Origin of the sequence: Mycolicibacterium baixiangningiae (genome assembly GCF_016313185.1) — a bacterium.
In the GTDB taxonomy this organism is placed as follows: domain Bacteria; phylum Actinomycetota; class Actinomycetes; order Mycobacteriales; family Mycobacteriaceae; genus Mycobacterium; species Mycobacterium baixiangningiae.
The window spans coordinates 3,963,848-3,985,906 of the sequence record NZ_CP066218.1 but is presented as its reverse complement, the minus strand read 5'-3'; the positions used below and the strand labels follow the sequence as shown (position 1 = coordinate 3,985,906).

The following is a 22,059-nucleotide window of genomic DNA, read 5'->3' as shown; positions in this document are numbered from 1 at the left end:
CGGTTTGTAGGACCCAGGCTGACCCGGGCCGCATCGAGCGATAGGATTCGTGGCAGAAAGGCGGGGAATCGCCGACCAGAACTTTTGGAGGACCTCTTGGTAGCCGAAGCGCCCCCAATCGGAGAACTCGAGGCACGTCGTCCGTTCCCGGAGCGGCTCGGTCCCAAGGGCAACCTGATCTACAAGGTCATCACGACCACCGATCACAAGTTGATCGGCATCATGTACTGCATCGCCTGCTTCGCGTTCTTCCTCGTGGGCGGGTTGATGGCGCTGTTCATGCGCACCGAACTCGCGGTCCCCGGACTGCAGTTCCTGTCCAACGAGCAGTACAACCAGCTGTTCACCATGCACGGCACGGTGATGCTGCTGTTCTATGCGACACCCATCGTGTTCGGATTCGCCAACCTGGTGCTGCCGCTGCAGATCGGCGCCCCGGACGTGGCGTTCCCGCGCCTCAACGCGCTCTCGTTCTGGCTGTTCCTGTTCGGCGCGCTGATCGCGCTTGGCGGGTTCATCACCCCGGGCGGTGCCGCGGACTTCGGCTGGACCGCATACTCGCCGCTGACCGACGCGATCCATTCGCCCGGCGCCGGCGGTGACCTGTGGATCATGGGTCTGGCCGTCGGTGGTCTGGGCACCATCCTCGGTGGTGTCAACATGGTCACCACCGTGGTCTGCATGCGTGCCCCCGGTATGACGATGTTCCGGATGCCGATCTTCACCTGGAACATCCTGGTGACGTCGATCCTGGTGCTGCTGGCCTTCCCGCTGCTGACCGCCGCGCTGTTCGGGCTCGCCGCCGACCGCCATCTGGGTGCGCACATCTACGACCCGGCCAACGGCGGTGTGCTGCTGTGGCAGCACCTGTTCTGGTTCTTCGGCCACCCCGAGGTGTACATCATCGCGCTGCCGTTCTTCGGGATCGTCAGCGAGATCTTCCCGGTGTTCAGCCGCAAGCCGATCTTCGGGTACACCACCCTGATCTATGCGACCATCGCCATCGCCGCGTTGTCGGTCGCGGTGTGGGCGCACCATATGTACGCCACCGGCGCGGTGCTGCTGCCGTTCTTCTCGTTCATGACGTTCCTCATCGCGGTGCCCACCGGTATCAAGTTCTTCAACTGGATCGGCACGATGTGGAAAGGCCAGTTGACGTTCGAGACACCGATGCTCTTCTCGGTGGGCTTCCTGCTGACGTTCCTGCTCGGCGGTCTGTCGGGTGTGCTGCTGGCCAGCCCGCCGCTGGACTTCCACGTGACCGACAGCTACTTCGTCATCGCGCACTTCCACTACGTGCTCTTCGGCACCATCGTGTTCGCCACCTATGCCGGCATCTACTTCTGGTTCCCGAAGATGACGGGCCGCCTGCTCGACGAGCGCCTGGGCAAGCTGCACTTCTGGCTGACGTTCATCGGCTTCCACACCACCTTCCTGGTCCAGCACTGGGTCGGTGACGAGGGCATGCCGCGTCGTTACGCCGACTACCTGCCCAGCGACGGGTTCACCACGCTGAACATCGTCTCGACCATCGGCGCCTTCATCCTCGGCATCTCGACGCTGCCGTTCCTGTGGAACATCTTCCGCAGCTGGCGCTACGGCGAGCCGGTCACGGTCGACGATCCGTGGGGTTACGGCAACTCGCTGGAGTGGGCCACCAGCTGCCCGCCGCCGCGGCACAACTTCACCGAGCTGCCCCGGATCCGTTCGGAGCGCCCGGCGTTCGAGCTGCACTATCCGCACATGGTCGAGCGGATGCGGGCCGAGGCCCACGTCGGCCGCGACCACCACGCGGACGAGCCCACACCGATCGACGCGTCCAGTTGATGGGCTGCTGCGGAATCAGGGGGTGAACGCAGCAGCCAAGGTGTCGGTGTTGATCACCGTCACCGGACTCGACCAGCCCGGCGTCACGTCGGCACTGTTCGAAGTGCTGTCCCGGCACCGCGTCGAACTGCTCAACGTCGAACAGGTGGTGGTCCGCCGTCGTCTGACACTCGGTGTGCTGGTCTCGACGGAAGCCGAAGTCGCCGACGGCGATGGCCTGCGCACCGATGTGGAGCAGGCCATCCGCGGCGTCGGCCTCGACGTGACGATCGAGCGCAGCGCCGACACCCCGGTGATGCGTGAACCGTCCACGCACACGATCGTCGTGCTCGGCCGGCCGATCACCGCCGAGGCGTTCGGCGTGGTGGCCCGTGAGGTCGCCACACTCGGCGTCAACATCGACACCATCCGCGGCGTCTCCGACTACCCCGTCACCGGTCTGGAACTGCGGGTGTCGGTACCTGCGGGCGGGGCGTATGCGCAGCTGCAGAAGGCCATGGCGCGGGTGGCGGTCGACGAGGGTGTGGACATCGCCCTCGAGGACTACAGCCTGGCCCGGCGCGCGAAGCGGCTCATCGTGTTCGACGTCGACTCGACGCTCATCCAGGGCGAGGTCATCGAGATGCTGGCCGCCCGCGCGGGTGCCGAGGCCGCCGTCGCCGAGGTGACCGAGGCCGCCATGCGCGGTGAATTGGACTTCGCCGAATCCCTGCACCGCCGCGTCGCGACGCTGGCCGGGTTACCGGCGTCGGTCCTCGACGACGTCGCCGACCAGATCGAGCTCACTGCCGGTGCGCGCACGACGCTGCGCACGCTGCGTCGGCTCGGCTTCCACTGCGGCATCGTCTCCGGCGGGTTCCGGCAGGTGATCGAACCGCTGGCTCATGAGCTGATGATGGACTTTGTCGCGGCCAACGAACTGGAGATCGTCGACGGGAAGCTGACCGGCCGGGTCATCGGCGAGGTCATCGACCGGCCCGGGAAGGCCAAGGCGCTGCGGAACTTCGCGCAGCAGGCCGGCGTGCCCATGGAGCAGACCGTCGCGGTCGGCGACGGCGCCAACGACATCGACATGCTCGCCGCCGCGGGGCTGGGCGTGGCGTTCAACGCCAAACCTGCCCTTCGGGAAGTCGCCGACGCCTCGCTGAGCCATCCCTACCTGGACACCGTGCTGTTCATCCTCGGCGTGACCCGTGGCGAGATCGAAGCCGCCGACGCCGTCGACGGCCTGCTACGCCGCGTCGACATTCCCGAGGACTGAGGCTCACGCCGCCGGGTCACACGCCGCCGGGTCACACGAGGATGCTGCGTGGGTGCGGGGCCGTCGTCCCGGTCACCGCCAGCCACGCCTGCGCCAGCAGTGCGACGGCCTCGCTCATCTGATCCGGCGGCAGCGTGTACGGGATCCGGATGAACCGCTCGAGGGAGCCGTCCACACCGAACCGCGGCCCCGGCGGCACGTCGAGCCCCATCCGCGACGCCGCGGCCGACAGCGCCGAGCTCATCGGCGCCGGCAACCGCACCCACAGCGCCAAACCCCCTCCACCGGGGCAGGGCTGCCAGTCCGGAAGGTGCTCGTCGAGCAGGGACAGCATCCGCTCCCGGCGCGTGCGCAGGATGTCGCGGCGCTCCGGCAACACCTCGTCGGCGATGCGGAGCAGTTCCGCGGCGGCGAGCTGCTCGAGGATCGGTGTGCCCATGTCGATCGACGGACGCAGGGCCGCGATCGAGGCCAGCGTGGACCGGTCGGCGCGGATCCACCCGATGCGCAACCCTCCCCAGAACGACTTGGACATCGACCCCGTGGTGAGCACCAGATCGCTGCGCCGGGTCATCGCCGTCGCGACCGGTGGGGGTACCGGCTGGTCCAGCCACACCTCTGTCATCGTCTCGTCGATGATGGTGCGGGTCCGGGTGTCGGCGATGAGCGCGGCCAGTTCGTGGCGCTGCGCCTGCGGCATCGTCAGCCCGGTCGGATTGTGGTTGTCGGGCACCACGTAGGCAAGGCTGGGCGCGAGCTGCCGCACCGCGGTGTGCAGCGCCCCGAGATCCCAGCCGTCCTCGGTGACGGCTACGGGTACCGGGCGGGCGCCCGCGGTGGCGATCGCGGCGAGCGCTCCGTGATAGGTGGGCTGCTCGACGAGGACGCGGTCACCGGGCTGGGTGTACGTCGCGAGGATCAGCCCGATGGCGTGCAGCGCTCCGGTGGTGATCATGATGTCGTCGGGCTCGGTGGGAAGCCCACGCGCACAGTATGTTTCGGCGACCGCCTCGCGCAGCGACGGCACCCCCTGGAGCTCGACGCCGATGCCGTGAAGGTACGGCGCCAGCTGGTGCGTGGCGGCGGTGAAAGCCGCGAGCACCGCGGGGGCCGGTGCGGCAAGGGCCGCGTTGGCCAGGTTGACCGCACCGCGGGGAGCGCTCGGCGACACCGGTGCGCTCGGTGCCGCCGGCAGGGCGGTGGTGCTGCGCGCCCCGCGCCGGGCGAGTAGATACCCGTCCTCGCGCAGTTGGGCGTAGGCGGCGGTGACCGTCGTGCGCGAGACCCGCAATCGCTCGGCCAGCGCGCGCTCACTCGGAAGCCGCGCACCCACCGGGAGCTTGCCGTCCACGACGAGCATCCGGATCCCGTCGGCCAGTCCCAGATAGACGGGACCGCTCGAACTGGCTGTACGCCAGTTTCCCAATTCGCGGACCAATCGCTCGACATCGAGGGCTCTGGCGGGCGTTTCCAGCATCATTGTGGCCAGTATGGGTCAACTGGCCCTTGAAGAGCAAGCCAATCGAACGAAGAATAGCCACATGACGACAAACTGGATATCTCGGTTGGGAAGTGGCCTTGCTTCTCTCTTCGGTTTTCGGCCGGGGGAGTTCGCAAGCCCCGAACTGGACGCCGATCTGCGCCGGATGCGTAGCGAACTGGACGCGATCAGAATGCGCTTCCCGGACCACTCATAGTGATCCGACGCCTGCCGCGGGCGGCCATACGGGCCGTCGCGCTCCTCGTCGGGCTGGTTCTCTACGGCTTTTCCATGGCGCTCATGGTCCGCGCGGGACTTGGTCTCGACCCGTGGGACGTGTTCCACCAGGGCCTGGCGCGGCGCACGGGCATGACCATCGGGACCGCCACGGCGGTGGTCGGCGTGGCGGTGCTGCTGGCGTGGATTCCGCTGCGCAACCGGGCCCGGGGTGGGGACGGTGGCCAACGTCGTGGTGATCGCGGTGACCGTCGACGCGTGCCTGGCCGTGTTGCCCGACGCGTCGACACTGATGGCGCAGGTGGCCTGGATGCTCGCCGCCGTGGTGCTCAACGCGCTGGCCACCGTGCTCTACATCGGCGCCGGACTCGGGCCCGGGCCCCGGGACGGGTTGATGACGGGACTGGTGGCGAGAACCGGCCGGTCGGTGCGGCTGGTGCGCACCGGGATCGAGGCGACCGTGCTCGCCGTGGGATGGCTGCTGGGCGGGACGGTCGGGGTCGGCACGGTGGTCTACGCCTTCGGGATCGGTCCGCTGGTGCAACTGTTCATGTGGCTGGGTGATTTCGGTGAACGCCGCGGTTTCGGTGCACGCCGCGGTTTCGGTGCACACAGCCGCGCTGAGCGCGACTGCGCACGCCCGAATTGCCGGGGTGCCCCGCAGGTTGCGGAGGCCGCCGAGTACGGCACGATGGTCGGGTGCCCGGAGAAGACGCAGCCGACGGTCAGACCGGCAGTGCCGTCGACGAAGACCTGCTGATCGACTTCGCGAAGGTCAGCTTGCGCCGCGGCGGCCGGACGCTGGTCGGCCCGCTCACGTGGGCGGTCGAACTCGACGAGCGCTGGGTGGTGATCGGACCCAACGGCGCGGGAAAGACGTCGCTGCTGCGCATGGCCGCCGCGATGGAACATCCGTCGTCCGGCACTGCCTACGTGTTGGGTGAGCGGCTCGGCCGCACCGACATGGCCGAGTTGCGCTCTCGCGTCGGACTCTCCAGTTCGGCGCTGGCGCAACGGATCCCACCCGGGGAGGTGGTGCGCGACCTGGTCGTGTCGGCCGGGTACGCCGTGCTCGGCCGGTGGCGGGAGCGCTACGACGACGTCGACTACGGGCAGGCCGTCGACATGCTCGAGAGCGTGGGCGCCGAACACCTGGCTGAACGGGTCTACGACACCCTCTCCGAAGGTGAGCGCAAACGGGTGATGATCGCGCGTTCGCTGATGACCGATCCCGAACTGCTCCTGCTCGACGAACCGGCCGCCGGTCTCGACCTGGGTGGGCGCGAGGAACTCGTCGCGCGCCTTGCCGACCTCGCCGCCGATCCCGATGCCCCCGCGATCGTGCTGGTCACCCATCACGTCGAAGAGATTCCGCCGGGCTTCAGTCACTGCCTGATCCTCTCGGAGGGCAAGATCGTCGACGCCGGCCTGCTGTCCGACGTGCTGACCGCCGAGAACCTGTCGAAGGCCTTCGGCCAGCAGATCGCGCTGGACGTGATCGACGGCCGCTACTTCGCCCGTCGCGCCCGCACCCGTGCCGCCCACAGGAGACGCACATGACCGAATCCGCGGAGAAGCCGACGCGGGAACCGCTCGTAGCGCGGCCGGCCGCCACCGTCATGCTGATCCGGTCCGCCCGCGGCATCCCAGAAGATCTTGAAGTGTTCCTGATGCGGCGCCACGCCGGGATGGAGTTCGTCGCTGGGGTGATGGTGTTCCCCGGTGGCGGCGTCGACGACCGCGATCGCAAGGCGGACATCGCGTGGGCCGGTCCGGGGCCGCGGTGGTGGGCCGACCGGCTCGGGGTCGACGAGAGCCTGGCCGAGGCGCTGGTGTGTGCGGCCGCCCGTGAGACGTTCGAGGAGTGCGGCGTGCTGTTCGCCGGCGCCGCCGACGACCCGGATGTGCTGGTCGACGACGCGTCGGTGTACCGCGAGTCGCGCCTGGCGCTGGCCAACGGGTCGCTGTCGTTCGCGGACTTCCTGCGCACCGAGAACCTGGTGCTGCGGGCCGACCTGCTGCGGCCGTGGGCGAACTGGGTGACCCCCGAGGAGGAGCGCACCCGCCGCTACGACACGTACTTCTTCGTCGGCGCGCTTCCCGCCGGTCAGCGCGCCGACGGCGAGAACACCGAAACCGACCAGGCCGGCTGGATCGCCCCCGAGGAAGCCCTGCGGGACTTCGCCGACGGCCGGTCCTTCCTGCTGCCACCGACGTGGACCCAGCTCGATGCGTTGGCGGGCCGGACGGTGGAGGAGGTGCTCGCCGTCGAACGCCGCATCGAGCCGGTACAGCCCACGCTTGCCGTGCACGACGGCAACTGGGAGATCGAGTTCTTCGACAGCGGCCGGTACAACGCGGCCCGCAACCACCGGGCGCCATGAAAGAGTTCGTCGGCGTCCATTGCAGCGACGAGCAGCCGGGGATCGCCACCCTGCTGCTCTCGCGTCCGCCGACCAATGCGCTGACCCGCCAGGTGTATCGCGAATTGACCACGGCCGCAACGGAAATCGCTGGGCGTGACGATATCACCGCGGTCATCCTGTTCGGCGGTCACGAAATCTTCTCCGCCGGTGACGACGTCCCCGCGCTGCGCACGTTGAACGCGCAGGAGGGCGCGGTCGCCGCCGAGGTGGCCCGCGGGGCCGTCGCCGCGGTGGCGGCGATCCCGAAACCGACCGTCGCCGCGGTGACCGGCTACGCCCTGGGCGCCGGCCTGACACTCGCCCTGGCCGCCGACTGGCGCATCAGCGGTGACAACGCCAAGGTCGGGGCGACCGAGATCCTGGCCGGCCTCGCGCCGGGCCCGGACGCCACCGCGCGACTGGCGCGGGCGATCGGGCTGAGCCAGGCCAAGGACCTGGTGTTCTCGGGCCGCTTCGTCGGGGCCGAGCAGGCCCGCGCGCTGGGCCTGCTCGACGAGTTGACGGCCCCCGACGGCGTCTACGACGCCGCTGTGGCCTGGGCGAGGAGATTCAGGGATTACCCACCGCGGGTGCTGGCTGCCGCCAAGGCCGCCTTCGCCGGTTAGGCTGCCAGCCATGACGAGTATCGACCACACGTCCACCGATCTGCCCGCGTCGAACCCGCACGCGACCGCCGAACAGGTCGAGGCCGCCCGCCACGATTCGAAGCTCGCCCAGGTGCTCTATCACGACTGGGAGGCCGAGTCCTACGACGACAAGTGGTCGATCTCCTACGACCAGCGCTGCATCGAGTACGCGCGGGGCCGGTTCGATGCGATCGTCCCCGACGCCGTGCAGCGGGAGCTGCCCTACGACCGGGCGCTCGAGTTGGGCTGCGGCACCGGGTTCTTCCTGCTGAACCTGATCCAGGCCGGGGTGGCGCGGCGCGGATCGGTCACCGACCTGTCGCCGGGCATGGTCCGGGTGGCGACCCGTAACGGCCAGTCGCTCGGCTTGGACATCGACGGCCGCGTCGCCGATGCTGAGGGCATCCCGTATGAGGACGACACCTTCGACCTGGTGGTCGGCCACGCGGTGCTGCACCACATCCCGGATGTCGAACTGTCGTTGCGCGAGGTGGTGCGCGTGCTCAAGCCCGGCGGCCGTTTCGTGTTCGCGGGCGAGCCGACCACCGTCGGCAACGCGTACGCCCGCAAGCTCGCCGACCTCACCTGGAAAGCCACGGTGCGCGCCATGAAGCTGCCCGGGCTGGAGAGCTGGCGGCGCCCCCAGTCCGAGCTCGACGAGAACTCGCGCGCCGCGGCGCTCGAGTGGATCGTCGACCTGCACACCTTCGACCCGGCCGATCTGGAGCGGATGGCGGCCAATGCCGGCGCCGTCGAGGTGCAGACCGCCAGCGAAGAGTTCACCGCGGCCATGCTCGGCTGGCCGGTCCGCACGTTCGAATCCACGGTGCCGCCGGGCAAGCTGGGCTGGAATTGGGCGAAATTCGCGTTCGGCAGTTGGACCACCCTGTCCTGGGTGGACTCCAACGTGTGGCGGCACGTCGTGCCGAAGGGCTGGTTCTACAACGTGATGATCACCGGGGTCAAGCCGTCCTAGAGTTCGACCTCGAGTCCGTCGCCTACCTGCACGGCGACGAGGGCCGCCTGGCGCTGGACGAGGTTGCGGCACTGCCGCTGACCCCGGCCAGCCTGGTTGCCGACATCGCCTCTGCGCGAACCCGTTTCGCCGAACATGCGGGCATCCTCGTCGAGACGGTGCGGCTGCGCCGCAAGGCGGTGGACAAGCTGCCGGGTACCGCCGGCTGGCTGTTCACCGACGAGGCCCTGCAGCAGGCCACCGCCGGCGCCGTCACTGCGCACCGGGCGCGGCGGCTGTCCGGCGCCCGGGTGCACGACGCGACGTGCTCGATCGGCACCGAGCTTGCCGCACTTGCCGATCGGGCCGAATACGTGGTGGGCAGCGACCTCGATCCGGTGCGGCTGGCGATGGCCCGCCACAACCTCGATACGGATGGTAACGGTGTGCCCCTCCTGCGCGCCGACGCCCTCGCGCCGGTGACCCGTGACACGGTGGTCCTGCTCGACCCGGCCCGAAGACGCGGCGGCAGACGCACATTCGATCCGCGGGCGTACACCCCGCCGCTGGACGCCGTGCTCGACACCTATGCGGGCCGGCACCTCGTCGTCAAGTGCGCGCCCGGAATCGATTTCGGCGCCGTGCGTCGTCTCGGCTTCACCGGTGAAATCGAGATCACCTCCCATGCGGGCAGCGTGCGCGAGGCATGCCTGTGGTCAGCGGGGCTGGCCCCGGCGGGTGTGACGCGCAGGGCGAGTGTCCTCGACCGTGACGAAGACATCACCGACGCCGATCCCGACGACTGTGCGGTGGCGCCGGCGGGCCGCTGGATCGTCGACCCCGACGGCGCGGTCGTGCGGGCCGGGCTGGTCCGCCACTACGCGACCCGGTACGGGCTGTGGCAACTCGACCCCGAGATCGCCTACCTCTCCGGTGATCGTCTGCCCGAAGGGGTGCGCGGTTTCGAGGTGCTCGAACAGGTCGCCTACCAGGAGAAGCGGTTACGTCAGGCCCTCGCGGCCCACGATGCCGGGGCGGTCGAAATCCTCGTCCGCGGTGTCGATGTCGACCCCGACGCACTGCGCCGCAGGCTCAAACCCCGCGGGAGTACCGCCCTGTCGGTCGTCATCACCCGGCTGGGGAGCGGGACCGCAAGCCGGGCAACAGCGTTCATATGTCGGCCGTCACGTTGACCCGCCACGTACGCTGACGGGGATGACACGAGCACTTTCCGTCGCGGCGCTGCTGACCGCCACTGTGCTGTCCGGTTGGGCAGGCACGGGGGTGGCGTCGGCGCAGACCGCGTGCGCCGACCTCGGTGGCGCTCTCAACGCCGAGCAGTCCTGTCAGGTGCACTCCTCGACACCGAGGTACACCGTCGACTTCAGTTTCCCCGCCGGCTATCCCGACGAGCAGGCGGTGTCGGCGTACCTCACGCAGACCCGCGACGGGTTCGTCAACGTCTCGGAGATGCCGGGCTCGCGCGGATTGCCGTACGTGCTCGACGCCAAGGGCACCGCGTATCACTCCGGGTTGGCCCCCCGGGGTACGCAGAGCCTGGTGTTGGAGGTGTATCAGAACGTCGGCGGCGCGCACCCGCAGACGTGGTTCAAGGCGTTCACCTACGACCTCGGGACGCGTGCGCCGATCACGTTCGACACCCTGTTCCGGCCGGGCACCCGCCCGATGGACCTGGTGTTCCCCGCGGTGCAGCGCGACCTGCAGGACAAGACCGGTGTCGACCAGCCCGTGCTGGCCGGTGACGGACTCGATCCGCAGCGATACCAGAACTTCGCCGTCACCGACGACGCGGTGATCTTCTTCTTCGGGCAGGGGGAACTGCTGCCGGAGGCCGCGGGCGCCACGCAGGCGACGGTGCCGCGCGCGGTGCTCGCGCCCATCCTGGCGATCTAGACCTGGGACGACTCCCGGTTCCTGCCCGTCGGTTCGTACGACTCCCAGAAACGGGCGTTGGGGATCTGCAGTGTGACCGGATCGAAAACCGGGTCCAGGCCGGCCTTCTTCTGCTTCTCGTAGTCCCACAGCGCCTTGTACGCGGGTTGCTGGAGGATGATGATGCCGACGATGTTGAGCCACGCCATCAGGCCGACACCGATGTCGCCGAGCACCCAGGCCTCGGTGGCCGTCGAGACCGCGCCGATCACGACCGACACCAGGATCAGTGCCTGAAGCAACATGGTGGCGCTGGCACCGACCGTGCCCCGAATGAACGGGATCTCCACGGTCGACGCCCTGCCGAGGAGGAACCGCAGGTTCGTCTCGGCCATGTAGTAGTAGGCGACCAGGGTGGTGAAACAGAAGAACGCCAACGAGATCGCGACGAACGAAGCACCCGCGCCGCTCCACAGCGTGTCGAAACCGACCTGGGCGAACGCCGGTCCCACCTCGGCATCTGCGGGCAGCGCCCCGCCTTCGGCCAGGACTGCTCCTGACTCGCTCTCGCCTTCGAAGACCCGGTAGGCGCCGGTGGACAGGATCAGGAACCCGGTCGCCGAGCAGACGAACAACGTGTCGACGTACACCGCGAATGCCTGCACCAGGCCCTGTTTGGCCGGGTGGGACACCTCCGCCGCCGCCGCAGCGTGCGGACCGGTGCCCTGGCCGGCCTCGTTGGAGTAGATGCCGCGCTTGACACCCCACATCACCGCCGAGCCGATGATCGCGCCGAAGGCCGAATCGAGCCCGAACGCGCTGGCGAAGATCAACCGCACGATCTCCGGGACCTCACCGGCATTGAGCAGCACGATGATCATCGCGACCACGATGTACACCACCGCCATGAACGGGACCACGATCGAGGCGAACGCCGCGATCCGCTTCACGCCACCGATGATGACGAACGCCAGCACGATGACCGTGCCGACCGCGACCCACCACTTCGACCAGCCCCACGCCGAGGTCATCGCCGACGCCATCGAGTTCGACTGCACGCTCGGCAGTAACAGGCCGCACGCAAGTACGGTGACCGCGGCGAAGATCGCGCCGTACACCTTGAATGCCCCCGCCGCCGCGGTATGGGAGAGCGCGCGGCTCAGATAGTAGGCGGGTCCGCCGCGGTACTCGCCGGTCAACGGGTCCCGGGTCTTGTAGATCTGGCCGAGCGTGCATTCGACGAACGAGGTCGAGGCGCCGAGGAACGCCACCGCCCACATCCAGAACAGGGCGCCGGGACCGCCGAACGCGATCGCGGTCGCCACACCGGCGATGTTCCCGGTGCCGACGCGGCCCGCCAGCGACATGGTCAGCGCCTGGAATGACGACACCCCGGCGGGCGACTTCTCGCCCCTGACCAACAGCCGCAGCATCTCCGGCACCTGGCGTACCTGGACGAACCGCGACCGGATCGAGAAGTAGACCCCGGCCCCCAGACACAGGTAGACCAGGGCGTTGCTCCACACATACCCGTTGACGGTGTCGAGGAACTCGGACAATTCGCGTACTCCTACCAAAATCGGGTCGAGCCGCCCGACGGCGGCCAGGAGGCATGATGTCACGCGCACCGGAGAATTTCTGTTATATCAGCGTCACGACGATGTAAGGTGACGTGAGCAATTGCTCAGGCCCGTAATTATTCCGGCGCGAAGCCGTACACCTGTCCGTCGCTGGTGGCGGCGACCACGCGGCCGTCGTGTCCGAGCGACACCCCGACCGGCCACCCCGTCGCCTCGGGCAGGGGATAGCTGTTGACGGTGCGGCCGTCGCCGGTGTCGAACACCAGCAGGTCCTGGCCTCGCTCCGGCGCCTCGATGACGGTGTAGCCCAGGTGCCCGGCGCGACTCGACGTCGTCAGCGGACCGACGTCCGCACGTGTCCACACCACCTCGCCCCGGTCGCCGTCGTCGCGGATCGCCGTCAGCGTGGCCCCGGGGCCGCCGCCCGCGATGACCAGGCCCTCCGGCGAGACAGAGGGCGGCGTCTGCGGCAGGTAGTCGAGCGGAATCGACCACTTGGCGGCGCCGTCGGAGGTGTCGAGCGCCCAGAGGCGCTCGTCGCGACCGTTGACGTACACCGTCGAGCCGTCCGCGGAGATCACCGGACTGGCCAGCGGCCCCCTCTCCACTGCATCGCTGGTCCATTCGCGGGACAGCAGCGGTGTCTGGCCCGGCCGGTAGCGCAGTCCGACCAGGATGGGTTTGTCGGCGCCGGGCTCCCACAGGCTGAGCACGACGATGTTGCCGGGCGCCGAGAAGGCCGGAGCCGCGGCCACCGGGCATCCGGGCCGCGCGGGCGGGCAGTCGGCGAGGCCTCGTTGCGAGTCGGTCGGGTCGACGCCGGTGACCAGGTCGAGTGGCGTGGCCTCCACGGTGCCGCGGTGGGCATCGAACACCAGCACCTGACCGAGGTGGGTCACCACCAGCAGCTGTCCGCCGGTCATGATCCGCGGGGTGGTCGGCGCGCCGATCACGAGGCGGCGCCAGCGGAACCACTGCGTCGTCGGGAACGACAGGATCGCCCCGGGCTGCCCGACGTAGAGGTTGTCGAACCCGTCGAGCAGTGGGCTGGACCCGGCCGCGCCCTGGCCGATGCGGGCGCACCAGCGCTGACGGGCGTTGTTGTCGGACTCCCAGACCATCAGCGAGCAGCCGGCAGGACTCTGGGCGTTGGCGGCGAGGTAGCCGGTGGAGCCGAGCGCCACCGCGGCGCCGAGGTCACCCTTGACCGACCTGCTCCACTCCAGCCTCAACGCGTCCGGGCCGTCGGCACTGGAGAAGCTGCTGTTGGCGGCGTCACCGTACTGAGCGGGCCACCCCGACCCGGCACGCGGCTCGACCCATGAGGAGGTGTCGCCGCACCCGGCTGACGCACCCACCAGCAGCGCTGAAACCGCCAGCACGAGGAATCGCCGGAACACGGTGTCCTTTCGGTCGCTTTCTGGCCCACGTGAGGGTAACCCGGCCGGTGCGGGACGCTCGCGTAGGCTTTGCGGCCATGACGACGATGTGGGGCGCTCCGCTGCACAAGCGTTGGCGGGGCTCGCGACTGCGTGACCCGCGCCAGGCCCGGTTCCTGACGCTCGATTCGGTGAGATGGGTGCTGGCCAACCGCGCGTTCACCCCTTGGTATCTGGTCCGATACTGGCGGCTGCTGAAGTTCAAACTCGCCAACCCGCACGTGATCACCCGGGGCATGGTGTTCCTCGGCAAGGACGTCGAGATCCAGGCGACGCCGGAGTTGGCGCAGCTGGAGATCGGGCGCTGGGTGCACATCGGCGACAAGAACACGATCCGCGCCCACGAGGGCTCACTGCGCATCGGCGACAAGGTGGTGCTGGGGCGCGACAACGTCATCAACACCTACCTCGACATCGAACTCGGTGACTCAGTCCTGATGGCCGACTGGTGCTACGTCTGCGATTTCGACCACAGAATGGACAGCATCGAGTTGCCGATCAAGGACCAGGGCATCGTGAAGAGCCCGGTGCGGATCGGTCCGGACACCTGGGTCGCGACGAAAGTCACCGTGCTGCGCGGCACCACCGTTGGGCGCGGGTGTGTGCTGGCCGCCCACGCGGTGGTCAAGGGAGAGATCCCGGACTTCTCGATCGCGGTCGGTGCGCCGGCGAAGGTGGTCAAGAATCGCAAGCTTGCGTGGGAGACGTCGGCGGCCCAGCGTGCCGAACTCGCTGCGGCGCTGGCCGACATCGAGCGCAAGAAGGCTTCGCGCTAGCCGAACGGGAACTTGTGCATGCGATGTGGCCGATTTCTCCTGCACAACCTCACACTCGCGCAAAACTCAGCGATCGGGGAGCGCCCGCTCGACGATCGGGAGCCGCGGATGTGGTTCGCGTTCACGGCGTTTGGCGGCGAGGTACACCTGAGAGGTTTCGGCCGCGACGGTGTTCCAGTCGAAGTCCGAGGTGAGCCGGTCGCGCGCCGCGACAGCGCGTTGCTGCGCGGCGGCAGGGTCGTCGAGCACCACGCGGACCGCCGCGGCGAGCGCCGCGACATCCCGCGGCGGGAACGACACCCCGGTCAGCCCGTCGATCACCGCTTCGCCGAGGCCGCCCGCCGTGGAGGTCACCAGCGGAATGCCCGTGGCGGCGGCCTCGAGGGCGACGATGCCGAACGGCTCGTAGTGGCTGGGCAGGACCGCCGCGTCCGCGGTGTGCAGTATGTCGACGAGGCGGTCGTGGTCCAGACGTCCGACGAATGACACGGCCTTGCGCACCTTGTGTTGTCGTGTCTGCTCGAGCAGGAACTCCAATTGCGTCCCGTCGCCGGCGATCGTGAGCGTGGTGCCGGGATGGGTGCGGCGGATCCGCGGCAGTGCGGCGATCGCGTCGTGCACACCCTTCTCGTACTCGAGGCGGCCGAGGTAGAGCAGATGGGCGGGCCCGCTGCGGGTGCGGCGCCGCGCGAACGGCCAACGCTGCGCTTCGATTCCGTTGCGGATGACCCTGATCTCGGGCAGGCCGGGGCCGAACAGTGCGGTGAGCTCGTCGCGCATCGACGCCGAACATGTGATGAGAGAGTCGGATTCACGCACCAGCCACGATTCGACCGCATGCACCTGGCGGCTGATCGGCCCGGACACCCAGCCTGAATGTCTACCGGCCTCGGTGGCGTGGATGGTCGACACCAGTGGCACGTCGAAAAATTCGGCCAGCGTGATCGCCGGATGGGCGACCAGCCAGTCGTGGGCGTGCACCACGTCGGGGCGCCACGGCCGGCCGTGGTCCCTGATCGCCAGACCGGCCCTGATCATGGCGTGGCCCATGGCCAGGGTCCAGGCCATCATGTCGGTGCCGAACCCGAACTCGTGCGGGTCGTGGGCGGCGGCCACCACCCGCACACCCTCGCTGAATTCGTCGGTGGTGGGGTGCGTGCTGGGATCGGTGCTGGTGGGTCGACGGCTCAGCACCACCACGTCGTGACCGGCCGCGGCGAGCGCCGTGGCGAGGTGGTGCACGTGCCGGCCGAGCCCGCCGATCACCACCGGCGGGTACTCCCACGACACGAGAAGTATTCTCACGACGTCACATTCACCGCGGCAGCCGTCGGGCGTCGAGGGCACCGAACAGGCTGTCGGCCCGGTTCCAGCCGTCGGCGAGGCGCTGCGCCTGTTCCCGGCGGCCGGCGCCCAGCGCGTCGGCGATCTCGCGGGTCGCGTGCGCGTGCAGATGTGCGCGGTAGCGGGCGTAGTCGGCGGCAGAGTCCTTGCTCACCATGAACGGCCAGTCGCTCGACACCGTCAGCAGGGTTTCGCGCAGGATCTGATCGGCGACGGTGTCGCGCGGTGTCGGTGTGCCCACCGAGGCATGCTGGGTCAGTGCCTTGTCGACGGTGCTCAGCGCGGTGTCGACGACCTCGGCGTTGAGTTGGACGAAGTCGGCCACCTGGTCGCCGGCCCACACCTGCCAGTCCTTGCCGGAGCCCCAGGAGCTCCGCGGCAGATCGACTGGGTCGCCGACGAATCCGTCGTCCACGGCGTCGGTGAGCGTCCCGACCCGCACACCGGCCTCGGGCAGCGCGCGCAGCACGCGCGCAAGCCATTCCGGACCCTCGTACCACCAGTGACCGAAGAGTTCGGTGTCGAAGGCGGCCACCACGTGCGCCGGACGGCCGATCCGCTCGCTCTCGTCGATCAACCGGCGCCGGACGACCTGCACGAAGTCGGCGACGTGGGCGTCGACGGCGGCATCGGCACGGTCCGGGTCGTACGGCGCTTTGGCCGAAGACGGCACGTTGCGGCCGGTGACGCGCGCCGGCTTCAATCCGGTGACGTGGTCGTGGGTGTAGAAGTCGCGGTAGGCGGCGTGGCCGGGGTATCCGGACTTCGGCGACCACACCCGGTAGCTGACCTGCAGGTCCCGTCCGAACGCCACCACACCGGAGTCGCCGACGGGCCGGCCCAGCGCGGTGTCGCCGTGCAGCGACGGCCCGTCGACCATGAAGTGTCCGACACCAGCCGCGGCGTAGTCGTCCTCCATACCGGGTGCGTACGCGCATTCGGGCGCCCAGATGCCGCGTGGGGTGTGGGCGAACCGTTGCCGGGCGTCGGCGAGCCCTTCGCGCAGCGCGAACTCCCGCAGGCGCGGGTTGAGCAGCGGCTGAAAGGGATGTGCCAGCGGCCCGCCCAGCAATTCGACGGTGCGGGCGTCGACGAGTTCGCGCAGCAGCGGGCTGCCGCCGTGGCGCCACAGCGTGGCGAACTCGTCGAGCGCGTGCTCGGCCTCCCGCAGCTCACGCGCGCCGAAGGCCCGCAACGCCTCTGGAGTGCAGGCCGGGGTGGTGTCGGACGAGGTGCGCAGCGTCGCCGCCTCCAGTGCGCGCAGCTGCCAGTTCGCCAGCCAGCTGTGCATACCGGTCAGGCAGTAGGGGTCGTCGAGCTGGGCGGTCACGACGGGTGTCATCCCGAGAGTGAGCAGATGGCTGCGGCCTTCGGCGGCCAGCGTGCGCAGTACCCGCAGCAGCGGCAGATACGACGCCGACCACGACTGGTAGAGCCACTCCTCGCCGACGGGCCAGCGGCCGTGGTGGGCCAGCCACGGCAGGTGCGTGTGCAGGACGAGGGTGAACAGCCCCGGTACCGCAGGCGCGTCGTCACTCACGGCCGCACCGCGATCGCGACCAGGTCGAGGCTGTCGTCGATATCACGGTCATCCACCAGGTCGAAGTCGTCGGTCCGCACGGCGGCGACGTCGTCGAGCAGAGGCTGCGGCCATGGCGCGTCGGCCACGGCTCGGGCGATCTGCGCGTCGATGATCGAACCGCCGTGCTTGGCGTCCAGTTCGCGCAGCCGCGGACCGTGGAAAACGCCGAGCATCGCCTCCATGCCGAAGCCGGCGTCGGTCAGCAGCTCGGTCAGTTCGGCCGCGTCGAGTTCACGCGTGTGGAACGGGTTGACCGGGGTGTCGCGGCCGGGGGAGAAGGTGATCCGGTTGGGGGTCGACATCAACAGCAGGCCGCCGGGTCGGAGCACCCGCCGGCATTCGCCGACGAATTGTGGCTGATCCCACAGATGTTCGATCACCTGGAAGTTGACCACCACGTCGACGGACGCGTCGGGCAGGGGGAGCGCCGCGAGGTTGCCGTGGCGAATCTCGACCCGGGGATAGCGAGCGCGCACGTGCGCGACGGTCGCCTCGTCGTAGTCCAGCCCGATCACCCGTCGCGCGACCCCGGCGATCAGATCGGCGCCGTAACCCTCACCGCAGCCGGCCTCGAGCACGTCACGTCCGGCGCACCGCTCGGCGAGGCGGGCGTAGACGACTTCGTGACGGCGGAACCAGTAGTTCTCCTCCGCCAGGCCGGGGATCGTCCGCTCACCGGTGAGGGGGAGGGTTTCGTCGCCGCCTCCGCGCGGCCCGGTCACGAATGCGCTCATCGCAGGCAGGCTAACCCAGGCGGCGGGTTCGCGGCCGGTTCGTGAACAGTTCGCGACGGGTTGGCGGTGGTAGGTGAGGCGGGGGCATGAACTTCGACCAGCTATGGTGTTCCTGCAAACCACCTGTAGTTACTGACGAGTAACATGGTGCCAGTTTCACAAACGTGGTAACGGGCCGACCGACGGCCGGCCTCATCGAGGAGGACGAACCATCTCATGACGAACATCGTGGTCCTGATCAAACAGGTCCCTGACACCTGGTCCGAGCGCAAACTCTCCGAGGGCGACTGGACGCTGGACCGGGAAGCCGCCGACGCCGTGCTCGACGAGATCAACGAGCGCGCCGTCGAAGAGGCGCTGCTCATCAAGGAGAAGGAAGCCGCCAACGGCGTCGAGGGCACGGTCACCGTGCTGACCGCAGGCCCGGAGCGGGCCACCGAGGCGATCCGCAAGGCGCTGTCCATGGGCGCCGACAAAGCCGTGCACCTGGTCGACGAGGGCATGCACGGTTCCGACATGGTGCAGACCGGGTGGGCGCTGGCCCGCGCGCTGGGCGCCATCGAGGGCACCGAACTGGTCATCGCCGGCAACGAGGCCACCGACGGTGCGGGCGGTGCAGTGCCGGCCATCATCGCCGAGTACCTGGGCCTGCCGCAGCTGACCCACATGCGCAAGGTCACCGTCGAGGACGGCAAGGTCACCGGTGAGCGCGAGACCGACGACGGCGTGTTCACCCTCGAGGCGTCGCTGCCGGCCGTGGTCAGCGTGAACGAGAAGATCAACGAGCCGCGTTTCCCCTCCTTCAAGGGCATCATGGCCGCCAAGAAGAAGGAAGTCACGACGCTGACGCTGGCCGAGATCGGTGTCGAGTCCGATGAGGTCGGTGTCGCCAACGCCGGTTCCAAGGTGCTGACGTCGACGCCGAAGCCGCCGAAGACCGCGGGCGAGAAGGTCACCGACGAGGGTGAAGGCGGCAGCAAGGTCGCCGAGTACCTGGTTGCCCAGAAGATCATCTAAGACTCCCCGAGACACGAAGGACCGGAAGAAGAAACATGGCTGAAGTACTCGTGCTCGTGGAGCACGCCGAAGGTGCACTGAAGAAGGTCACCAGCGAGCTCATCACCGCCGCTCGCGCCCTTGGTGAGCCCTCCGCTGTCGTGGTGGGCAAGCCGGGCACCGCCGAGCCGCTGATCGACGGTCTCAAAGCCGCCGGCGCGGCCAAGGTCTACGTCGCCGAATCCGACGACGCGGAGAGCTACCTCGTCACCCCGCAGGTCGACGTGCTGGCCGCGCTTGCCGAGTCGAACAGCCCCGCGGCTGTGCTGCTCGCCGCCTCCGCGGACGGCAAGGAGATCGGCGGCCGGCTGGCGGCCCGCATCGGGTCCGGTGTGCTGACCGACGTCATCGAGGTCAAGGAGGGCGGCAAGGCCGTCCACTCGATCTTCGGTGGTGCCTACACCGTCGAGGCCGAGGTCACCGGTGACACCCCGGTGATCACCGTGCGCGCAGGCGCGATCGACGCCGAGCCCGCCGACGGCGCAGGCGAGGTCGTCACCGTCGAGGTGCCGGCCCAGGCCGAGACCGCGACGAAGATCACCAAGCGCGAGCCCGCAGTGGCCGGCGACCGCCCGGAGCTCACCGAGGCCACCGTCGTCGTCTCCGGCGGTCGTGGTGTCGGCAGCGCGGAGAACTTCTCGATCGTCGAGGACCTGGCCGACGCGCTCGGCGGTGCGGTCGGCGCGTCGCGTGCGGCGGTCGACTCGGGGTACTACCCGGGTCAGTTCCAGGTCGGCCAGACCGGTAAGACGGTCTCGCCGCAGCTGTACATCGCGCTGGGCATCTCCGGGGCGATCCAGCATCGCGCCGGGATGCAGACCAGCAAGACGATCATCGCGGTGAACAAGGACGAAGAGGCGCCGATCTTCGAGATCTCCGACCTCGGCGTCGTCGGTGACCTGTTCAAGGTCACCCCGCAGCTGACCGAGAAGGTCAAGGCGCGCAAGGGCTGATCCACCCGACCATCACCACGCGAAACCCCGGCCCCGGCGCCGGGGTTTTTGCGTACCCGGGGTCCGACACAACTCGTCACCGAGCGTGCACGAACACGTCACGCGGTGATTGCCGTCGCGCCGAACAGCTGGACGACGGTGCTGCATATGAGCGCTGTCTCTGTACTGATCGCCGCCGAACACCCCCGAACAACGGACATCCCGCGGTACTCGCTGCTCCTGTCGACCGACCCCGACCTGATCACCGCCGCTCAGCGGCTGCGTCACGACGTGTTCACCTCCGAACCCGGTTTCGCGCTGGCCGGCGCGGCCGACGGTCGAGACGCCGACCGATTCGACGAGTACTGCGACCACCTGCTGGTGCGTGAGGACACCTCCGGCGACCTGGTCGGCTGCTACCGGATGCTGCCCCCAACCGGCGCCGTCGCCGCGGGCGGCCTCTACACCGCCACCGAATTCGACGTTCGGGCACTCGACCCGCTGCGGCCGTCGCTGGTCGAAATGGGCCGCGCCGTGGTGCGCCACGACCACCGCAACGGCGGCGTGGTGCTGCTCATGTGGGCCGGCATCCTCGCCTACCTCGACCGCTGCGGCTACGACTACGTCACCGGTTGCGTCTCCATCCCGGTCGCCGGCGCGCCCGGTGAGCCCCCGGGCACCCAGGTGCGCGGTGTCCGCGACTTCGTGCGGCGCCGTCACGCCGCCCCCGAGCGCTACACCGTGCACCCGTACCGGCCGGTGGTCGTCGACGGCCGCAGCCTCGACGACATCGCGCCACCGGCGCGGGTCACCGTGCCGCCGCTGATGCGCGGCTACCTGCGATTGGGTGCGCAGGTGTGTGGAGACCCCGCCCACGACCCCGACTTCGGCGTCGGCGACTTCCCGGCACTGCTGGACAAGCGGGACGCCGACACGCGTTATCTGCGCCGGCTGAGATCAGTGTCGGCCGCCGGCGACATGGTGAACGGGCTGGTGTCATGACGCTGGTCAACGAGCACGCCTGGCTGCAGCGCGCCACCTGTGACGCCAGTTGCGTCCACGCCGGTGCCGACCGGCCGGGCCGCAGGTGGTGGGTGGCGGTGCGCACCGCGCTGCGGGTCTGCGCGGCGGTGCTGCTGTTCTCCTTCGTGTGGCTGCTGGCGCTACCGCTGCCCGGCCGCTGGCATGTGCAGCGCGCGTACTGCCGGCTGATGCTGTGCAGCTTCGGTGTGCGTATCGCGGTGTCCGGCGGGCCGATCCGCAACCTGCGCGGTGTCCTCGTCGTCAGCGGACACGTGTCCTGGTTGGACATCGTCGCCGTCGGAGCGGTGCTGCCCGGGTCCTTCGTCGCGCGTGCTGACCTGGTGGACTGGCCGGCGCTGGGACCCGTCGTCCGATTGATGAAGGTCATCCCGATCGACCGGGGAAGCCTGCGCCGGCTGCCCGCGGTCGTGGCGGCGGTGACCGAGCGGTTGCGGGCCGGGCACACCGTCGTCGCCTTTCCGGAGGGCACCACGTGGTGTGGGCTGGGGTACGGGCGGTTCCGGCCGGCGATGTTCCAGGCCGCGGTGGACGCGCGTCGCCCGGTGCAGCCGCTGCGCATGACCTACCGGCACCACGACGGGCGCAGGTCAACCGTGCCCGCGTTCGTGGGCGACGATTCCCTGCTGGCGTCGGTGCGGCGGGTGATCACCGCGCGCCGGACCGTCTGCCACATCGGCGTCGAGTCGTTGCAGTTGCCGGGGGACGATCGCCGCGACCTGGCCGCCCGCTGTGAAACGGCCGTCCGCGGGGCCGTGACGGCGCCCCTGGCGACCCACACCCTGGCCGCCTGACCCGGCGATCCGGCCGGTGCCGGCTCGGCGGCTATTCTGGATGGGCCATGACCTCGACGAAGTCGGTCTACCTCGA

Annotated in this window: 20 protein-coding genes and 1 pseudogene; 15 read left to right on the top strand and 6 right to left on the bottom strand. The window is 69.2% G+C overall.

Translation table 11 applies throughout. The annotated features are described in order from the left end of the window. The first annotated feature begins 96 nt into the window (after window positions 1-96). Window positions 97-1,827, top strand: a complete 1,731-nt coding sequence (gene ctaD, locus I7X18_RS18850; RefSeq protein ID WP_193043549.1) for an aa3-type cytochrome oxidase subunit I — start codon at window positions 97-99, stop codon at window positions 1,825-1,827. A 22-nt stretch (window positions 1,828-1,849) separates the two neighbouring features. Beyond that, the gene (serB, locus tag I7X18_RS18845) at window positions 1,850-3,088 is read left to right on the top strand and encodes a phosphoserine phosphatase SerB (RefSeq protein ID WP_232375272.1); all 1,239 of its coding nucleotides are present in this window, start codon (window positions 1,850-1,852) and stop codon (window positions 3,086-3,088) included. 31 nt (window positions 3,089-3,119) lie between these two features. On the opposite strand, the gene yczR is transcribed toward serB, so the two are convergent. Next, window positions 3,120-4,568 (bottom strand): MocR-like transcription factor YczR, encoded by a 1,449-nt coding sequence (gene yczR, locus I7X18_RS18840; protein WP_404822704.1) that lies wholly within the window; start codon window positions 4,566-4,568, stop codon window positions 3,120-3,122. Window positions 4,569-4,578: 10 nt separating this feature from the next. Between yczR and I7X18_RS18835 the strand changes: the two genes are divergently transcribed. The 8 genes and pseudogenes from I7X18_RS18835 to I7X18_RS18800 all read left to right on the top strand — a co-directional run bounded on the left by I7X18_RS18835 (window position 4,579) and on the right by I7X18_RS18800 (window position 10,726). Beyond that, a complete protein-coding gene (locus I7X18_RS18835) occupies window positions 4,579-4,785 on the top strand; it encodes a hypothetical protein (RefSeq protein WP_198730580.1) in 207 nt (68 codons plus the stop codon). A 74-nt stretch (window positions 4,786-4,859) separates the two neighbouring features. Next, window positions 4,860-5,565, top strand: a pseudogene (gene yczE / locus I7X18_RS18830) (membrane protein YczE). Beyond that, window positions 5,451-6,365, top strand: a complete 915-nt coding sequence (locus I7X18_RS18825; RefSeq protein WP_404822703.1) for an ABC transporter ATP-binding protein — start codon at window positions 5,451-5,453, stop codon at window positions 6,363-6,365. Before yczE ends, I7X18_RS18825 begins: the two are co-directional and overlap by 115 nt. Then, window positions 6,362-7,189, top strand: a complete 828-nt coding sequence (locus I7X18_RS18820; protein ID WP_193043547.1) for an NUDIX hydrolase — start codon at window positions 6,362-6,364, stop codon at window positions 7,187-7,189. The genes I7X18_RS18825 and I7X18_RS18820 overlap by 4 nt, the downstream gene beginning before the upstream one ends. Next, on the top strand, window positions 7,186-7,836 hold the full coding sequence (locus I7X18_RS18815) for an enoyl-CoA hydratase (RefSeq protein ID WP_193043546.1): 651 nt from the start codon (window positions 7,186-7,188) through the stop codon (window positions 7,834-7,836). Before I7X18_RS18820 ends, I7X18_RS18815 begins: the two co-directional genes overlap by 4 nt. 10 nt (window positions 7,837-7,846) lie before the next feature. Then, a complete protein-coding gene (locus I7X18_RS18810) occupies window positions 7,847-8,833 on the top strand; it encodes a class I SAM-dependent methyltransferase (protein ID WP_193043545.1) in 987 nt (328 codons plus the stop codon). Beyond that, on the top strand, window positions 8,791-10,005 hold the full coding sequence (locus I7X18_RS18805; RefSeq protein ID WP_226862785.1) for a THUMP-like domain-containing protein: 1,215 nt from the start codon (window positions 8,791-8,793) through the stop codon (window positions 10,003-10,005). The genes I7X18_RS18810 and I7X18_RS18805 overlap by 43 nt, the downstream gene beginning before the upstream one ends. Before the next feature lie 22 nt (window positions 10,006-10,027). Then, window positions 10,028-10,726, top strand: a complete 699-nt coding sequence (locus tag I7X18_RS18800; RefSeq protein WP_193043543.1) for an esterase — start codon at window positions 10,028-10,030, stop codon at window positions 10,724-10,726. Here I7X18_RS18800 and I7X18_RS18795 read toward each other — a convergent pair. Continuing rightward, entirely contained in the window at window positions 10,723-12,264 is a 1,542-nt protein-coding gene (locus I7X18_RS18795) for an alanine/glycine:cation symporter family protein (RefSeq protein WP_193043998.1), read from the bottom strand. The two genes, I7X18_RS18800 and I7X18_RS18795, sit on opposite strands and share 4 nt — an antisense overlap. Window positions 12,265-12,401: 137 nt before the next feature. After that, window positions 12,402-13,685, bottom strand: coding sequence for a BamB-related PQQ repeat family beta-propellar protein (locus tag I7X18_RS18790; protein ID WP_193043542.1), 1,284 nt, complete (start codon window positions 13,683-13,685; stop codon window positions 12,402-12,404). Window positions 13,686-13,762: 77 nt separating this feature from the next. Here I7X18_RS18790 and I7X18_RS18785 point away from each other — a divergent pair, with 77 nt between their 5' ends. Next, window positions 13,763-14,500, top strand: a complete 738-nt coding sequence (locus I7X18_RS18785) for an acyltransferase (RefSeq protein ID WP_193043541.1) — start codon at window positions 13,763-13,765, stop codon at window positions 14,498-14,500. A 66-nt stretch (window positions 14,501-14,566) separates the two neighbouring features. Here I7X18_RS18785 and I7X18_RS18780 read toward each other — a convergent pair whose 3' ends face one another. From I7X18_RS18780 to I7X18_RS18770, 3 genes are read right to left on the bottom strand one after another with little or no spacing between them, the layout of a single operon-like run. Continuing rightward, window positions 14,567-15,805, bottom strand: coding sequence for a glycosyltransferase family 4 protein (locus I7X18_RS18780; RefSeq protein WP_193043540.1), 1,239 nt, complete (start codon window positions 15,803-15,805; stop codon window positions 14,567-14,569). A gap of 10 nt (window positions 15,806-15,815) precedes the next feature. Then, the gene (locus I7X18_RS18775) at window positions 15,816-17,384 is read right to left on the bottom strand and encodes a 1,4-alpha-glucan branching protein domain-containing protein (protein ID WP_193043539.1); all 1,569 of its coding nucleotides are present in this window, start codon (window positions 17,382-17,384) and stop codon (window positions 15,816-15,818) included. After that, entirely contained in the window at window positions 17,381-18,160 is a 780-nt protein-coding gene (locus I7X18_RS18770; protein WP_193043538.1) for a class I SAM-dependent methyltransferase, read from the bottom strand. The genes I7X18_RS18775 and I7X18_RS18770 overlap by 4 nt, the downstream gene beginning before the upstream one ends. 216 nt (window positions 18,161-18,376) lie before the next feature. Between I7X18_RS18770 and I7X18_RS18765 the strand changes: the two genes are divergently transcribed. The 4 genes from I7X18_RS18765 to I7X18_RS18750 all read left to right on the top strand — a co-directional run bounded on the left by I7X18_RS18765 (window position 18,377) and on the right by I7X18_RS18750 (window position 21,983). Then, entirely contained in the window at window positions 18,377-19,177 is an 801-nt protein-coding gene (locus I7X18_RS18765; RefSeq protein ID WP_193043537.1) for an electron transfer flavoprotein subunit beta/FixA family protein, read from the top strand. Between the two features lie 35 nt (window positions 19,178-19,212). After that, complete coding sequence (locus tag I7X18_RS18760; RefSeq protein ID WP_193043536.1) at window positions 19,213-20,169, top strand: electron transfer flavoprotein subunit alpha/FixB family protein; 957 nt, start codon at window positions 19,213-19,215, stop codon at window positions 20,167-20,169. A 147-nt stretch (window positions 20,170-20,316) separates the two neighbouring features. Then, window positions 20,317-21,150: a GNAT family N-acetyltransferase gene (locus tag I7X18_RS18755; RefSeq protein WP_193043535.1), complete on the top strand. Its 834-nt coding sequence runs from the start codon at window positions 20,317-20,319 to the stop codon at window positions 21,148-21,150. Further along, complete coding sequence (locus tag I7X18_RS18750) at window positions 21,147-21,983, top strand: lysophospholipid acyltransferase family protein (RefSeq protein ID WP_193043534.1); 837 nt, start codon at window positions 21,147-21,149, stop codon at window positions 21,981-21,983. Before I7X18_RS18755 ends, I7X18_RS18750 begins: the two co-directional genes overlap by 4 nt. Window positions 21,984-22,059: the final 76 nt, after the last annotated feature.

What these genes read in the sequence shown, in the direction of transcription:
- yczR (WP_404822704.1), bottom strand. Translation starts at nt 4,568, where the DNA reads ATGATGCTGGAAACGCCCGCCAGAGCCCTCGATGTCGAGCGATTGGTC.
- I7X18_RS18835 (WP_198730580.1), top strand. Translation starts at nt 4,579, where the DNA reads ATGGGTCAACTGGCCCTTGAAGAGCAAGCCAATCGAACGAAGAATAGC.
- I7X18_RS18820 (WP_193043547.1), top strand. Translation starts at nt 6,362, where the DNA reads ATGACCGAATCCGCGGAGAAGCCGACGCGGGAACCGCTCGTAGCGCGG.
- I7X18_RS18815 (WP_193043546.1), top strand. Translation starts at nt 7,186, where the DNA reads ATGAAAGAGTTCGTCGGCGTCCATTGCAGCGACGAGCAGCCGGGGATC.
- I7X18_RS18810 (WP_193043545.1), top strand. Translation starts at nt 7,847, where the DNA reads ATGACGAGTATCGACCACACGTCCACCGATCTGCCCGCGTCGAACCCG.
- I7X18_RS18800 (WP_193043543.1), top strand. Translation starts at nt 10,028, where the DNA reads ATGACACGAGCACTTTCCGTCGCGGCGCTGCTGACCGCCACTGTGCTG.
- I7X18_RS18785 (WP_193043541.1), top strand. Translation starts at nt 13,763, where the DNA reads ATGACGACGATGTGGGGCGCTCCGCTGCACAAGCGTTGGCGGGGCTCG.
- I7X18_RS18770 (WP_193043538.1), bottom strand. Translation starts at nt 18,160, where the DNA reads ATGAGCGCATTCGTGACCGGGCCGCGCGGAGGCGGCGACGAAACCCTC.
- I7X18_RS18765 (WP_193043537.1), top strand. Translation starts at nt 18,377, where the DNA reads ATGACGAACATCGTGGTCCTGATCAAACAGGTCCCTGACACCTGGTCC.
- I7X18_RS18760 (WP_193043536.1), top strand. Translation starts at nt 19,213, where the DNA reads ATGGCTGAAGTACTCGTGCTCGTGGAGCACGCCGAAGGTGCACTGAAG.
- I7X18_RS18755 (WP_193043535.1), top strand. Translation starts at nt 20,317, where the DNA reads ATGAGCGCTGTCTCTGTACTGATCGCCGCCGAACACCCCCGAACAACG.
- I7X18_RS18750 (WP_193043534.1), top strand. Translation starts at nt 21,147, where the DNA reads ATGACGCTGGTCAACGAGCACGCCTGGCTGCAGCGCGCCACCTGTGAC.